This is a genomic window from Streptomyces sp. NPDC005962, assembly GCF_040629205.1.
Classification (GTDB): Bacteria; Actinomycetota; Actinomycetes; order Streptomycetales; family Streptomycetaceae; genus Streptomyces.
Genome location: NZ_JBEXVE010000001.1, coordinates 591,461 through 605,024, shown reverse-complemented (window position 1 = coordinate 605,024; position 13,564 = coordinate 591,461). Strand labels below are relative to the sequence as shown.

The window sequence follows — 13,564 nt, the reverse complement described above, 5'->3', positions numbered from 1 at the left end:
GTAAGGGGATCAGCGATGACCAACGCGCCGAGAAGCGGGCCCTACATCTGCGGTATCGACGCCGCCCTCGATGTCGTGAGCGGCAAGTGGAAGGGGCTGATCCTCTGGGAGCTCAACGCCCATCAGGTGCGCCGCTTCGCCCAGTTGCGGCGCGGCCTGCCCGGCGTGAGCGAGAAGATGCTGACCCAGCACCTGCGCGAGATGGAGAAGGACGGTCTCGTACACCGGGAGGTCTACGCCGAGGTGCCGCCCCGGGTGGAGTACTCCCTGACCGAGCACGGACGCACGCTCAATCAGGCCCTCGAACCGCTCGGCGCCTGGGGTGTTGAGCGGACCCGGCGCGAAGGCTCCACGATGGTCGACGTGTCCGAAACCGCCCACTGACCGGCGCGCCGGTCACGCGGCCTGCTGCCGTGCGGCGGCCTTGCGGCGGCAGTCGTGGCAGCGGGCGACTGAGGCGGGAGCGCGGAACCCACGGTCGCAGCCGTTGCAGTTCCGCAGCGGGACGAACGCCGGTCGGGGGCTGGGTGCGGGCCCGGGAGCCGCCGGGAGGGGCGGCGGGAGCAGCTCGGCGAGGCGGTGCGCCAGGAACGCGGCGGGGTAACGGAGGTCGGACGGAAGGTTGGCGGCGAGGGTGCGGCGTACGGCCTCGGGCGAGGCACCGCGCTCCAGCCAGACGGCCACGGCCGGGGCGAGGCGGCGTACATCGCGCTGCGACAGCAGTAACCGGTCGTCGTCGCGGCGGAGGGTGGCGAGGACGGCGGTCGCGGCGGGTGACGCGGGTTCCGGTGCGGGTGCGGGCTCCGGCGCGGGTTCCGGTTCCGGTTCCGGTTCCGGCTCCGGCTCCGGCTCCGGCTCCGGCTCCGGCTCGGGGGTATCGCGGGGCGGCGGCTCGGGGTGCGGCTCGCGTACGGGCTGCCGTACAGGCCGTACAGGTTGCGGCTCACGGACGCGGCGGGCGCGGGTGGCCTCCGGGTGGTTGTACGAGCAGGTCCGGGTGACCATCCGGCCGTCCGGAGTGCGCTCCCGGACGCGTTCGAGATAGCCGTACGCCTCCAACTCCCGCAGCGCGGCGGCGATCCGGTCCCGGCCCTCCGGGAACCGCTCGGCCAGCGTACGGATGTCCACGGACGCGCCGTCCGGCAGCGACTGGATGTGCGCGCCGAGACCGATCGCGGTGAGGGACAGCCCGCGATGCTGGGTGAGGTGGTTGCCGACGATCGTGTAGCGGTTCGGGTGTCGTTCCCTCACATGGATGACTCCGCCAGCGGATCGGCGAACGAGGGATAGGGCGCGCGGAGGCGCGCTAGGGTTCTGCTCAGCCATCGGGAAGCTTCTCTCTTCCTCGGTGGTCAGGCCCTCGACCCGGGATGCCACTCCCGGCCGGGGGCCGTCGCATGTCTGGGGTTGTTGTGACCGAGCCTGCCGCGCCAAACCGTCCTCGCGCCAGTCGAGTTGGGCGGAATCACCCGTCCGGGTGACTAGTGTGAGGTTTGGATGGGTTGGGAGGGTTCTTTCCCAGGGTTCTTTGGCTTTTGATGGCCCGCCGCACCGACGCACGCCCCACCGGGGCCAGAGTTCCTGGCCTCCGGCGGGAGGGGCTCAGCCGGGGAGGTCGAGTTCGACCCAGACGGTCTTGCCGATCAGCTCGGACCGAACCCCCCAGCGGTCCGCCAACTCCTCGACGAGCAGCAGCCCGTGCCCCGATTCGCGCGGCTCGTCGGTGTCGGTTTTGCGACGGACGGCGGGCAGCCGTTCCGCGCGGGGGTCCTTCACCTCGATGCGGAGCGTGTCGGCGGTCGCGCTGAGCGCCAGCCGGAAGTTCCGCCCGTGCACGCGACCGTGCAACGCGGCGTTGGCGGCCAGCTCGGCGACGATCAGCGCCGCCTTCTCATGCGGCAGCCCCCAGCCCCGAATGCGCTCGGTCGCGAGCAGCCGGGCGAGACGGGCGCCCTTGCGGGTGGCGGAGAGCAGCACGGTGTACTGCGAAGCGGAAGAGCTGGTTCGGGTGATGATGAGGGTGTTCCTTCGGCTCGCTACCCGGCGGCCGCCCCACCGAGTGGTTACCATCAGTCAACGCCCGGATGCGGCGTGTGGGGAGCTGCCACAATGTCTGCCACCTGTAGGCCAGTTGTGAACCAGGACCGACGATCGGGCCGGGCATGACCATCGGGGAGCGCATCCGCACAGCACGCACGGCACGGCGCCCCAAGTGCAGCCAGGCGAGGCTTGCGGACGAACTCTCAGTGGCGCGCTGGGGGAAGACGGGGTTCTGCGACCGGCAGCAGGTCTACCGATGGGAAACGGGACGCCGAGTGCCCCAGGTGTGGTTGCCGTTCATCGAACAAGTCCTCACCGTCAGTCTGTCCGAGGACAATGAGTCTGAGTTCGCCGATACCGTGACCTCGGTCATGATCCTGGGAGGCAGCGACGTGGACCGACGACAGTTCCTCGCCGCGTCCGCCGCCGTCGGCCTGGCCGCGCTCGACCTCCCTGACGCCGAAGCGGTCACCCGCCGTGTGAACCGTCCCGGCCCCGTGGCGGTCGGCATGGGCGAAGTCGCCGCCGTCCGCACCATGACCACCACCTTGGGCGATGCCGCTTCCGAGACCGGCGGCGGCCACGCCCGGCATCTCGCGGTGCGCTACCTCACCGTCGACGTCAATCGATGGCTGGACGGCCGCTACACGGACAAGGTCGGCAGCGAGCTGTTCGCCGCGACCAGCGAACTGGTGCACCTGATCGGCTGGATGGCCCGTGACGAGGGCGACCAGGGGCTGAGCCAGCAATACCACCTGCACAGCTTCAAGCTCGCCGCCGAGGTCGGGGAGAACGAACTCGCGGCGACGGCCTTGCGCGGACTCGCCGAACAGGCCATCGACCTCGGCCACATTCCCACCGCCGTACGGCTCGCCGAGGCGTGCGAACAGCGCGGCCGGAGACTCGACAACCCCAAGGCGCTCGCGTACTACCGCAATACCCTCGCCCGCGCGGCAGCCGCCGACGGCGACCACCCCACCGCCACGACGATGCTCACCTCCGCCCAAGCCGCCATCGAGCAGGCGCCGTCCCGGCCGGGCCAATCCTGGGCGAGCCACTACAGCCACGGCCGGTGGGCCCACGAATCGGGGATGATCCACGCCAAGCTCGGCGACCTCACCGCCGCAGAAGAACACCTCCATCTCGCCCTCGACATCCACGGCCTCGACCGCAAGCGCACCCGGGCGATCGTGCTCGCCGACCTCGGACACGTCCAGCTCAAACGCGGCAACAGCGAGACGGCTCTGGCCACCTGGAGGGAGTTCCTCGACTGCGCCGACGGCGTGCAGTCCGTACGGATCAACGACGGCCTGACCAACATCGCCGCCCGCGTCACATCCATGCCCGACAGTCCGGCAGCCGCCGAACTCGGCGAGCGCATCGCCGCCCGAGCGTGACCGCACCGTGCGCGGGCCGTCCCCCGGGGACGGCGCGCGCGGCGGCTGCGAGACTGCCGCGATGGCCCTCACCACCGGCGCACCGCCCGTCGACCTCGCCACGAGCCTCCCCGAGATCGCCCCGTACGCCCGGACCACCGTCCGGCTGCATCCCCGGCGGGGTGAGCCCGGTGTGCGGGAGAGCCACATCGGCGGGCCCCTGTGGTGGCCGGCCACCGAGCCGTGGCCGTATTGCGATGAGCACAAGGACATCAACGGCAAGCCACTCGGCCCGTACCCGCTCGTTGCCGTGGCTCAGCTCACCGCCGTCGACTTCCCCGAGATCGCGTTCCCCGCCGGGACGGACCTCGCCCAGGTCCTCTGGTGCCCCGACTGGCACGACCAGCCGCACCCGGAGGGGTGGGGGCAGGCGTGCCGGGTATTCTGGCGGCGGGGCGCGGACGTCGGCGAGGTGCTGGTCGAGCAACCCGATCCCGCGGAACACTGGGAGTACGACATCGACATGGTGCCGCGCCCGTGCGTGCTGCGTCCGGAGCGGGTGGTCGAATACCCGTGGCCGGAGGAGCTGCCGGAAGACCTCCGGGACCGGCTGGACGACGACACGTACGACGAGGTGTCGACGATCCCCGGCTGCAAGCTGGGCGGCGGCATGGGCTGGGCGACGACGGACATGCCGTTCTCGCTGACGTGCGGGGTCTGCGAGGGCGCGCTCTCGCTGTTCGTGCAGTTCGACACGTACGAGTTCACGTACGGCGGCCGCGAGCCGGACCGGTTCCGGCCGCTGGAGGAACGCCACCTCGAACCGGGCACCCCGGCCTTCAACGCGGTGCGCGAGCCGACCGGCATGACGGTGGGACGCGGCAGCCACGCGGGCCTCTTCCTCTGCACGGCCGATCCCACCCACCCGTCGCCCTTCTTCACCCAGTGACCAGCCGGGCAGAGTGAACCCGGCCCCCGGGAACCCCACGCGCCCGGTGATCGTCTTGAGTGCCGTCACCACGAAGTCGCACGGAGGTCGGGGCAGGTCATGGCACATGAGGGAAACCAGTCGACCGAGCGGCCGGGCGGCGGCATCGGCGGCGGCATTGGCCGGGCGCTCGGGGTCGTCAGACGCCAACCCCGTGCGCTGTACGGCTTCACCCTCCTCGTGTCCGCCCTGACCGCCCTGCTCGGCTGCGCGATCGTCGGCGGTGGGTTCGCGGCGGCGTGGGACACCTTCGAGGGGGTCCGGGAGTACGCGGACCGCAGCATCGCCAACGAGGACTCCTACGTGGCCTACGCGGACGGCGGCCTGGAGCCGTTGGTCAGGGTCGGGTTCGTGGTGTTGCCGGTGTTGCTCGTTCTGGGGCTCCTCGTCGTCACCGTCCTGCACACCGCGTACGCCGTCGGCGACTCCCATGCCACGCGCGACGGCGGGCCGCTGACCGTCCGCGAGGTGTGGCGGCGTACCCGTCGGCGGTTTCCCGCCGCGCTCGCGGTCAACGCGCTGACCGGGCTGGCCGTGGGCGCCGTGGTGATGGCGGGCCTGGTGCTGTTCATCCTCGTCGACGGCAACAAGGTGCCCGGTGTGGAGACCACGCCGCTGGGCGAAACCGCGTCCTGGCAGTACACGCTGGTGGGGTGGGTGCTGCCGATCGCCATCTGGTGTCTCGGCCCGCTGCTGCACTCCCGCCTGGCGCTGGCCACCGCCGAAACGGTGGTGGAGCGCCGTTCGCCGTTCGTGGCGTTGTACCGCTCGTGGGTGTTGACCCGCCGGGCGCGGTGGCGCACCCTCGGCCTGGGCACGCTGGGCATGGTGGCCGCCGTGCTCGTCTTCTGGCTCGCCCGGTACGCGGCCGCTCCCCTCAACCACCCCGTCGGACTCGGCATGCTGTGGCTCAGCGACGACAACGTGTGGATGACCGGCGTACTGGTGAAGATCCTGCCCACGGCCGTGGCTCTTCTCCTGCTGCCCCCGGTGGTCATGCCGCTGGTGTGCGCGGTGTTCGCCCGTCTCCACGGAGAGCTGCGTGCTGATGAGGAGAGCACCACGTCCGCTGCCCCGGTGTGACACACCGGGGCAGCGGACGTATCTCGGCTCGGCCTCAGCCGATGGGGTTGACGAAGGTGGCGGGGCGGGTGGCGGCCCGCTGGTCGACGAGCCCGCCCCAGGGCCAGTCCAGGGTGATCGACTTGGTCTCGTTCGGCGGGGTGACGACCGCGAAGGCGGGGGTCCAGGAGCCCTCGTCGTCGTCCCCGGCCAGGGCGAGGTTGATGGTGAAGTCGGTGCTGTCGCCGGGGTTCAGGGTGATGGAGCTGAACTTGGCCGAGGAGCGCTGGAGCGACCAGTCCGCGCTGCCGTGCTCGGTGTTGAGGTCCACGCCCGGGAAGCCGCCGATCTTGCAGGCACTGCCGCCGGTGTTGGTGAGCACGATGGAGGTGGTGGTCGAACCCTCCGCGTTCGGGTCCGGGACCGCGTCGTCGCCCGTGGCGAACGCCGCCTTCAGACCGGAGGTGTGGCAGCGCTCGACGGACTGCTTGCCCGCGGACCCCGACTTCGTACCGGAGTCCGCCTGGGATTCGGAACCCACCTTGGACGAGCCCGAGCCGTCGCGGTCCGCGGCGGCCGCGGAGTCCGCCTTGCCCGAGGTCTTCGCGCCGTCGGTGTCCGAGCCGTTGCAGGCGGTCAGGGTCAGTCCGGCGGCCACGGTCAGAGCGGCGGCGGCGAAGCGAAGGGTGCGGCGGCGAGCGGCGTTGGAGCTCATTGTGGTTCCCCCCAAGGGCAGTTGGTGTCGTCGTTTCCTCGGTACGTCACCCACTCTGGTCGGCGCCGCTGCCGTAAAGCTGCCGCACCGCTGTCGCCCGCTACCGCACCGCTAACGTCCGGCTAACCCAGCTGTTCCAGCTCCGGCAGCGGGTCGCTGAGCTGCTCGCGCAGGTAGTTCCAGACCACCGCGATCAGCGCGGCGACCGGTACGGCGAGCAGGCTGCCCACGACTCCGGCCAGGCTGGCGCCCAGCGTCACCGCCAGCAGGATCACGGCGGCGTGCAGGCCTAGCCCACGGCTCTGGATCATGGGCTGGAACACGTTGCCCTCAAGCTGCTGCACCACCACGATGATCGCCAGCGTGATGAGCGCGTCCATCGGGCCGTTGGCCACCAGCGCGATGAGCACCGCGACGAATCCGGCGAACAGGGCGCCCACGATCGGCACGAACGCGGAGACGAAGGTCAGCACCGACAGCGGCAGCACCAGCGGGACGCCCAGAATCAACAGGCCGAGGCCGATGAAGACGGCGTCGAGCAGACCCACCAGCGCCTGGGACCGCACGAACGCGCCGAGCGTGTCCCAGCCGCGCGCGGCCACGGTGGGGATATCGGTGGCCAGCCGACCGGGCAGCTGGCGGGCGAGCCAGGGCAGGAACCGCGGGCCGTCCTTGAGGAAGAAGAACATCAGGAAGAGCGCCAGGACGGCGGTGACCAAGCCGCCGACCACGGCGTTCACTCCCGTGACGACAGTGCTGACCATGCCGCTGGCGCTCTTTTGCAGGCGGGCGGCCGCGCTGTCCGATGCCTGCGCGATCTGGGCGTCGTCGACGTTCAGCGGCGGCCCGGCGGCCCAGTCGCGCACCTTGTGCACGCCTTGGGTCACGCCGTCGACCAGCTCGCCGGACTGGGACGCCACCGGGACCGCGATCAGCGCCACGACGCCCGTGGCGACCAGGAGGAACAGCACGGTCACGGCCGACGCGGCCACGGCGGGAGGCCACCCGCGCCCGCGCAGAAAACGCGTCAGGGGCCAGGTCAGCGTGGTGAGCAGCAAGCCGACGATGAGCGGCCAGACGATCGACCACATCTGGCCCAGAAGCCATAGGGCCACCGCGGTCATCCCGAGGACCAGGAGGAAATCGAGGGAAATGCGCGCTGATGAGCGGAGTGCGGCGCGGGTTCTCGCGGAACTGAACGTGGCAGGCATGAGACCTCCGTACCCCGTTCACGCTTCGCTATCGCTGCAGCGCAGGAGCGTTTCAGCACACGCTTCTGAACGAACGTCCTGAACGTTCGTTCAGATGTGAGGTACGCTGCCCCGCATGCGACACCGCGAACAGCTCATGGCCGGGGCGAAGCAGTGCCTGGAGGAGCGGGGATACGCCCGCACCACCTCGCGCGACATCGCCGCCGCCGCCAACGCACCGCTCGGCACGATCAACTACCACTACGGCTCCAAGGAAGCGCTGCTCAACGCCGCGCTCCTGGAGATGCTCCAGGAGTGGGGCGACAAGGTCCGCGCCCCGTCGGCGGGGTGGCGGGCCGAGTCGATGTGGGAGCGGGTCGTCGGGTCCGAGGCCACGGACCGCCCGCTGCTGGTGGCCAGTGTCGAGGCGTTCGCCCAGGCCGAACGCTTCCCGGAGATCCGTCAGCAGATCTCGGAGGCCTTCGAGCGGTCCCGTACGGAGATGGCGGCGGACCTGCACGGCATCGACGGCACCGACAGCGCGGAGGCCCGCGAACTGGCCCGCGCGGTCGGGTCGGTACACATGGCCCTGGTCGCCGGGCTGACCCAGCAATGGCTGATCGACCCCGAACACGCCCCGTCGGCACGGGAGGTGGCCGCGGGGCTGCGGCGGATCGCCGACGACCTCGATCCCGGCACGTCCGGCGTCTGACAGGGGTCGGCGGTGCCGGTGGCGCGGGCGACCTGAGTGGGCTTACGGCTTGCGGCCCACGCCTCCGTACGCGTCCACCACATCCGTGTCGGTTTCCGACCGCCATCGGGTGATCGGGACGATGCCGGGGTCCAGCACGTCGAGCCGGTCGAAGAACGCGGCGATTTCGTCGACCGGACGGACGTAATACGGCACCGCCCCGCTCGCGTTGTACGCCGCCGAGGCCGCGATCATCCCCTCGCTGGTGGCGGTGGAATCACCGATCACCAGGTAGCTGCCGGACGGCAGCCCCGCCATCAGACGGCCCACCAGGGCGCGGGCCTCGGCCGGGTCGGCTACGTGGCCGAGGACGTTGAGCAGCACGAGCGCGACCGGTCGTTCCAAGTCCAGCGTCTTGGCGGCCGCCTCAAGCACGGTGTCCGGGGCGTAGAGGTCCGCGTCGAGGTAGTCGGTGGCACCCTCGGGGGTGCTGCTCAGCAGGGTGCGGGCGTGCACCAGGACGAGCGGGTCGTTGTCGACGTACACGATCCGCGCGTCCGGCGCGACGCGCTGCGCCACCTGGTGAGTGTTATCGGCGGTCGGCAGCCCCGTCCCGATGTCCAGGAACTGCCGTACGCCGTGCTCCGCCGCCAGGCAGGTGACCGCCCGGGCGAGGAAGTGACGGCTGGCCACCGCGACATCGGCCAGTCCCGGGAAGATCTCCTTGATCTGGTCGCCGACCTCGCGATCGGCCTCGTAGTTGTCCTTGCCGCCCACGAAGTAGTTCCAGAAACGGGCGGAGTGCGGCTTGGTGGTGTCGATGCGCTGCGCGACATCATCGGACACGGAACGGACTCCTCTGACGGGTGACGGCCGTGCGTACGGGCGATCTACCGCCAAGCTAACCGGAGTTGGAGACGCGTAGGGCGGTTTGGAGACAAAGGGGCGCGGGAGTCAGGAGGGGCGGGCCAGGAGGGTGCGGAGGGTCTTCGTCACGTCGGTGGGCGCCTCCTCGGCCATGAAGTGGCCGTAGCCGACCGTGGCGTGGTGCAGATCGGGCGCCCACGCCTGCCACAGGGCCTCCGCGTCGAAGCCGAGGGCGGCGCCCCAGTCCTGCTGGAGGACGGCGACCGGCATCCGCAGCCGGTTGCCCGCCTCACGGTCGGCCTGGTCGTGGGCGACGTCGATCCCGGCGGAGGCGCGGTAATCGGCCACGATGGAGGGGACGGCGGCGCGGCAGGCGTCGAGGTAGGCGGTGCGGATGGGCGCGGGGATCGCGGCGGGGTCCGTGCCCCAGAGGTCGAGGAAGTGGCCGAAGAACGCGTCCGGCGCGGCGGCGATCATCCGCTCGGGCAGGCCCGGGGGCTGCGCCATCAGGTAGAGGTGGAAGCCGACGGCCGCGGTGGTGCCGTGCATCGCGTCCCACATGTCCAGCGTCGGCAGCACGTCGAGGGCGGCGAGGTGGGTGATGGCGTCCGGGTGGTCGAGTCCCGCGCGGAAGGCGACCAGGGCGCCGCGGTCGTGACCGGCCAGGGCGAAGCGGTCGTGGCCGAGGGCGCGGGCCACGGCCACGACGTCGGCGGCCATGGTGCGCTTGGCGTACGTGGTGCCGTCGTCGGCCTCGGCCGGTTTGTCGCTCGCGCCGTAGCCGCGCAGGTCGGGGCAGATGACGGTGTGATCGGCCGCCAGGTCGGCGGCGACGTGCCGCCACATCAGGTGGGTCTGCGGGAAGCCGTGCAGCAGGACGACGGGGGTGCCGGTGCCGCCGACGGCCACGTTGAGGACCACGTCCTTGGCGACGAGGAGGTGGTGGTAGGCGAAGCCGGGGATGGCCGGGGTCTGCTGTGGCATGGCGCGCCGCTCTCGCTCGGGGGCTTACGGATGCTTACGGATGTGAAGAGGCTGCCGCGTCCGAATCAGCGGCCGATCAGCGCCGGGGCGTACCGGGGCTTGGTTACGGTGACCCGGTGACGTGGGAGCGGGTCGCGTTCGGTGTGCTCGGGCCGGTGGTGGCGGCGGGCGACGGCGGCGCGCTCGCGTTGAAGGGGCCACGGCACCGGGCGGTGCTGGCGCGGCTGATCGTGGCCCGCCGCCGGGTCGTACCGGTGTCCCGTCTCGTCGAGGACCTGTGGGACGAGCCCCCGGCGGGGGCGGTCGGCGCCGTACAGACCTTCGTCGGTGCCCTCCGCCGCGCCCTGGAACCCGACCGTCCGCCGCGCGCCCGGGCCCGGCTGCTGGTCACCGAGGGCCCCGGGTACGCGCTGCGGGCGGCGCCCGACGCCGTGGACGCGTGGCGCTTCGAGGCGGCGGTCGGCGCCGCCGCGGCCCTGCCGCCCGCGGCGGCGCTGCGACGGCTCGGGGAGGCGCTGGAGCTGTGGCGCGGTCCGGCGTACGCCGAGTTCGAGGCGGAGGCCTGGGCCCGCGGCGAACGGTCCCGCCTGGCCGAACTGCGGCTCCGCGCCGTCGAGCAGCGCGCCGAGGCCCTGCTCGCGCTGGACCGCGCCGCCGAGGCGGTGCCCGACCTCGACGCCCACCTGGCCGACCACCCCTGGCGCGAGGACGCCTGGCGCCTGCTGGCCCTGGCGCTGTACCGGTCGGGCCGCCAGGCCGACGCCCTGGCCGCCCTCCACCGGGCCCGCACCGCCCTGCTCGACCACCTGGGCCTGCCTCCCACTCCCCGCCTCCGCCGCCTCCAGGCGGACATCCTGGCGCAGGCCCCGGGTTTGGAGGCGGAGCCGCTGCCTCCGGTGGCGGTCGTACCCGGCACCCGGCCGGTGGCACCCGGGGCGGAGCCGTCGCCCCCGGTGGCGGCCGTGCCCGGCGGGGCCGGGGAGTCAGCCGGGGCTGTGGGAGTTGCGGCTCGGGTGTGGGGGGAAGCGGCTGCCGTCTACGGGCGGACGGTCGGTGGCGGGGCCCGGGCCCGGCTGGAGGCTGCGGTGGGGCTCATCCGGAACCTCGCGGTGACCGGCGGGGGTGGGCTGGAGGCGGCCCGGGAGCAGCGGCTGGCGGCCATCACCGCCGCCGAGGATTACGGCGATCCGGAACTGACCGCGCGGGTGATCGGCGCGTACGACGTTCCCGCGATCTGGACCCGTAGCGACGATCCGGAGCTGGCGGGGCGGATCGTCGGCGCGGCCGAGCGCGCCCTGGCCGCGCTGCCGGACGGCGACGCGGCGCGCTGCCGTCTGCTGGCCACCGTCGCGCTGGAGTCGCGCGGCAGCCGCTCCCCGCGCGGGCCCGAGGCGGCGCGGGAGGCGGAGCGGATCGCGCGGCGGCTGGACGATCCGGCGTTGCTGGTCTTCGCGCTGAACGGGACGTTCATGCAGTCCTGCGGCCGGGCCGGGCTCGCGCCTCGGCGGGACGCGATCGGCGCGGAGCTGGTCGCGGTGGGCGCCCGGCACGGGCTGGTGACGTACGAGGTGCTGGGCCATCTGGTCCGGCTCCAGGCGCGCGGCGCGCTCGGCGACTTCGCGGGCGCGGACGGGCACGCCGCCGCCGCGGACCGGCTGGGCGCGCGCCACGAGCTGCCGCTCGTGGGCGTCTTCACCGAGTGGTACGGGGCGCTACGGCTCGCCGCGACCGGACAGACGGCGCGGGCCGAGACCGCGTACCGGGCCGCCGCCGCGCGGCTGGCAGGGTCCGGGATGCCGGGCCTGGAGCGGGGTCTGCTGCCGCTGGCGCTGCTGTGCCTGCGGCTGTCGGACGGCGAGTCGGCGCGGGAGGCCGGGCGGGGCGTCGATCTGGACGCGGACTGGGGCCCGTACCGCCGCTGGGCGGAGCCGTTCGCACTGCTCAGCGCGGATGACCCGGCCGGTGCACGGACGGCGCTGCGCGCCCTGCCGGAACCGCCCGCGGACCTGCTGTACGAGGCGCTGTGCTGCCTGGAGGCATCGGCCGCCCGCGAACTCAACGCCCAGGACGCCCTGGAACGAACCCGCACCCGCCTACGCCCAGCAACAGGCCAGCTCGCAGGCGCCAGCAGCGGGCTGCTGACGGTCGGCCCGGTGGACGGCCATCTCGCCGCGATCACGGCGGCACCTTGACGCCACGGCCGTCACCTCGCGTAGTGCACCGTTTACCTCACACCCCCGGTTGACCGGACGCAGCCTAGGGCCAGCGCTCGTACCAGCGCTGGTCGGCTTCCAGCTGCGCGGCCAGTGAGATGAGCAGCGGTTCGCTGCAGGCCGGGCCCAGGAGCTGGGCGCCCAGGGGAAGGGTGGCGGCGGGGTCGGCGAAGCCCGCCGGGACGTTGACGGCGGGCCAGCCCAGGACGTTCCAGGGCCAGGCGTACGGGCAGGCCGCGATCATCGCGCGGTCGGTGTGCCAGCCGGAGAGCCGGGCCATGGCGCCGATCGGCAGGGGCGGGGTGGCGGTCGTCGGGGAGAGGACGACGTCGTACCGGCGGAAGATGGTGCCGACCCGGCGCCGCAGGGGCTCTTCGGCGGCGCGGGCCAGCCGCAGGGTGCCGCGCAGGAGGCGGCCGTTGCGGGCGGCGGCGCGGGTGCGTACGTCGAGCAGGAGCGGATCGGGGACGCGGCCGGCCCATTCGCCCAGGCCCGCCGTGGCGCGGGGCAGGAAGGCGAGCCCGACGGCGCCGTAGCGCGGCTCGGCCTCCTCGACGTCGTGGCCGAGGGCGGCGAGCCGTTCGGCGAGCCGGGTCACGGCGGCGCGGACGGCCGGGTCGAGGCTCTTGGGCGTGCCCGTGAAGGCGGGCTTGAACGACAGGGCGATCCGCAGCCGCCCCGGGTCGCGGCCCGGGGCGGACAGCACGTCGACGGGGTCGGGACAGTGCAGGTCGCCGTCGCGGTTGCCGCTGGCCGCGTGCAGCAGCAGGGCGGCGTCGGCGACGGTGCGGGCGAGGGGGCCGTTGCAGGTGATGCCGTTGAAGGACTCGGCGTCCGGCCAGGTGGAGATCCGGCCGCGCTGCGGCTTGATGCCGACGAGATGCGTCCAGGCGGCCGGGATACGGACCGAGCCCGCGCCGTCCGAGCCGAGCGCGGCGGGGACGAGCCCGGCGGCGACGGCGGCCGCGGCGCCGCCGGAGGAGCCGCCGGGGGTGTGGTCGAGGTTCCAGGGGTTGCGGGTGTCACCGAAGGCGGGGCCCTCGGTGAACGGCCACTGCCCCAGCTCGGGCGTGTTCGTCTTGCCGACGATCACGGCCCCGGCCGCCCGGAGCCGCCGTACCGCCTCGCCGTCCACCGTCTTGGCCGGGAAGTCGCCGCAGCAGCCGAAGGCGGTCGGCTCGCCCGCCACGTCCGTATCGTCCTTGACCGCGATCGGCACCCCGAGGAGCGGCAGCCGCTCACCCGCCGCCAGCCGCCGGTCGGCGTCGGCGGCCTCGCGCGGCGCGGCCTCGGCCCGGACGCGGCGGAAGGCGTTCAGCGTGGCCTGGGTCTCGGCGATGCGGCGCAGCGCCTGCTCGACCAGCGCCCGCGAGGTCACCTCGCCGTCGGCCAGCGCCCTGACCTGCTCGCCCAGCCCCTTCGGAATGACGCTGGTCAA

The 13,564-nt window shown here is 72.9% G+C and carries 13 protein-coding genes; 6 read left to right on the top strand and 7 right to left on the bottom strand.

Going from position 1 to position 13,564, the window contains the following annotated elements; all coding sequences use genetic code 11:
- The first annotated feature begins 15 nt into the window (after nt 1-15).
- On the top strand, nt 16-384 hold the full coding sequence (locus ABZ370_RS02835; RefSeq protein WP_358615422.1) for a helix-turn-helix domain-containing protein: 369 nt from the start codon (nt 16-18) through the stop codon (nt 382-384).
- Between the two features lie 12 nt (nt 385-396).
- Here the strand turns inward: ABZ370_RS02835 and ABZ370_RS02830 are convergent, their stop codons facing one another.
- Together ABZ370_RS02830 and ABZ370_RS02825 are read right to left on the bottom strand one after the other, a co-directional pair.
- A complete protein-coding gene (locus tag ABZ370_RS02830; protein ID WP_358615420.1) occupies nt 397-1,326 on the bottom strand; it encodes a helix-turn-helix domain-containing protein in 930 nt (309 codons plus the stop codon).
- Nucleotides 1,327-1,602: 276 nt separating this feature from the next.
- Complete coding sequence (locus ABZ370_RS02825; protein WP_358615418.1) at nt 1,603-2,070, bottom strand: ATP-binding protein; 468 nt, start codon at nt 2,068-2,070, stop codon at nt 1,603-1,605.
- Between the two features lie 254 nt (nt 2,071-2,324).
- Between ABZ370_RS02825 and ABZ370_RS02820 the strand changes: the two genes are divergently transcribed.
- The 3 genes from ABZ370_RS02820 to ABZ370_RS02810 all read left to right on the top strand — a co-directional run bounded on the left by ABZ370_RS02820 (nt 2,325) and on the right by ABZ370_RS02810 (nt 5,487).
- Nucleotides 2,325-3,437 (top strand): tetratricopeptide repeat protein, encoded by a 1,113-nt coding sequence (locus ABZ370_RS02820; RefSeq protein WP_358616057.1) that lies wholly within the window; start codon nt 2,325-2,327, stop codon nt 3,435-3,437.
- A gap of 61 nt (nt 3,438-3,498) precedes the next feature.
- Nucleotides 3,499-4,365 carry a hypothetical protein gene (locus ABZ370_RS02815; RefSeq protein ID WP_358615416.1) on the top strand — a complete coding sequence of 289 codons (867 nt, stop codon included), beginning with the start codon at nt 3,499-3,501 and terminating at the stop codon, nt 4,363-4,365.
- A 99-nt stretch (nt 4,366-4,464) separates the two neighbouring features.
- Nucleotides 4,465-5,487: a hypothetical protein gene (locus ABZ370_RS02810; protein WP_358615414.1), complete on the top strand. Its 1,023-nt coding sequence runs from the start codon at nt 4,465-4,467 to the stop codon at nt 5,485-5,487.
- Nucleotides 5,488-5,521: 34 nt separating this feature from the next.
- Here ABZ370_RS02810 and ABZ370_RS02805 read toward each other — a convergent pair whose 3' ends face one another.
- Both ABZ370_RS02805 and ABZ370_RS02800 read right to left on the bottom strand, forming a co-directional pair.
- Complete coding sequence (locus ABZ370_RS02805; RefSeq protein ID WP_358615412.1) at nt 5,522-6,181, bottom strand: DUF4232 domain-containing protein; 660 nt, start codon at nt 6,179-6,181, stop codon at nt 5,522-5,524.
- 122 nt (nt 6,182-6,303) lie between these two features.
- On the bottom strand, nt 6,304-7,392 hold the full coding sequence (locus ABZ370_RS02800; protein WP_358615410.1) for an AI-2E family transporter: 1,089 nt from the start codon (nt 7,390-7,392) through the stop codon (nt 6,304-6,306).
- 115 nt (nt 7,393-7,507) lie between these two features.
- Between ABZ370_RS02800 and ABZ370_RS02795 the strand changes: the two genes are divergently transcribed.
- Nucleotides 7,508-8,083, top strand: a complete 576-nt coding sequence (locus tag ABZ370_RS02795) for a TetR/AcrR family transcriptional regulator (protein ID WP_358615408.1) — start codon at nt 7,508-7,510, stop codon at nt 8,081-8,083.
- A gap of 42 nt (nt 8,084-8,125) precedes the next feature.
- Here ABZ370_RS02795 and ABZ370_RS02790 read toward each other — a convergent pair whose 3' ends face one another.
- Both ABZ370_RS02790 and ABZ370_RS02785 read right to left on the bottom strand, forming a co-directional pair.
- Entirely contained in the window at nt 8,126-8,908 is a 783-nt protein-coding gene (locus tag ABZ370_RS02790; RefSeq protein WP_358615406.1) for an SAM-dependent methyltransferase, read from the bottom strand.
- Between the two features lie 108 nt (nt 8,909-9,016).
- The gene (locus ABZ370_RS02785; protein WP_358615404.1) at nt 9,017-9,913 is read right to left on the bottom strand and encodes an alpha/beta fold hydrolase; all 897 of its coding nucleotides are present in this window, start codon (nt 9,911-9,913) and stop codon (nt 9,017-9,019) included.
- A 116-nt stretch (nt 9,914-10,029) separates the two neighbouring features.
- Between ABZ370_RS02785 and ABZ370_RS02780 the strand changes: the two genes are divergently transcribed.
- Nucleotides 10,030-12,105 carry a BTAD domain-containing putative transcriptional regulator gene (locus ABZ370_RS02780; protein ID WP_358615402.1) on the top strand — a complete coding sequence of 692 codons (2,076 nt, stop codon included), beginning with the start codon at nt 10,030-10,032 and terminating at the stop codon, nt 12,103-12,105.
- A 64-nt stretch (nt 12,106-12,169) separates the two neighbouring features.
- On the opposite strand, the gene ABZ370_RS02775 is transcribed toward ABZ370_RS02780, so the two are convergent.
- On the bottom strand, nt 12,170-13,564 hold the full coding sequence (locus ABZ370_RS02775) for an amidase (protein WP_358615400.1): 1,395 nt from the start codon (nt 13,562-13,564) through the stop codon (nt 12,170-12,172).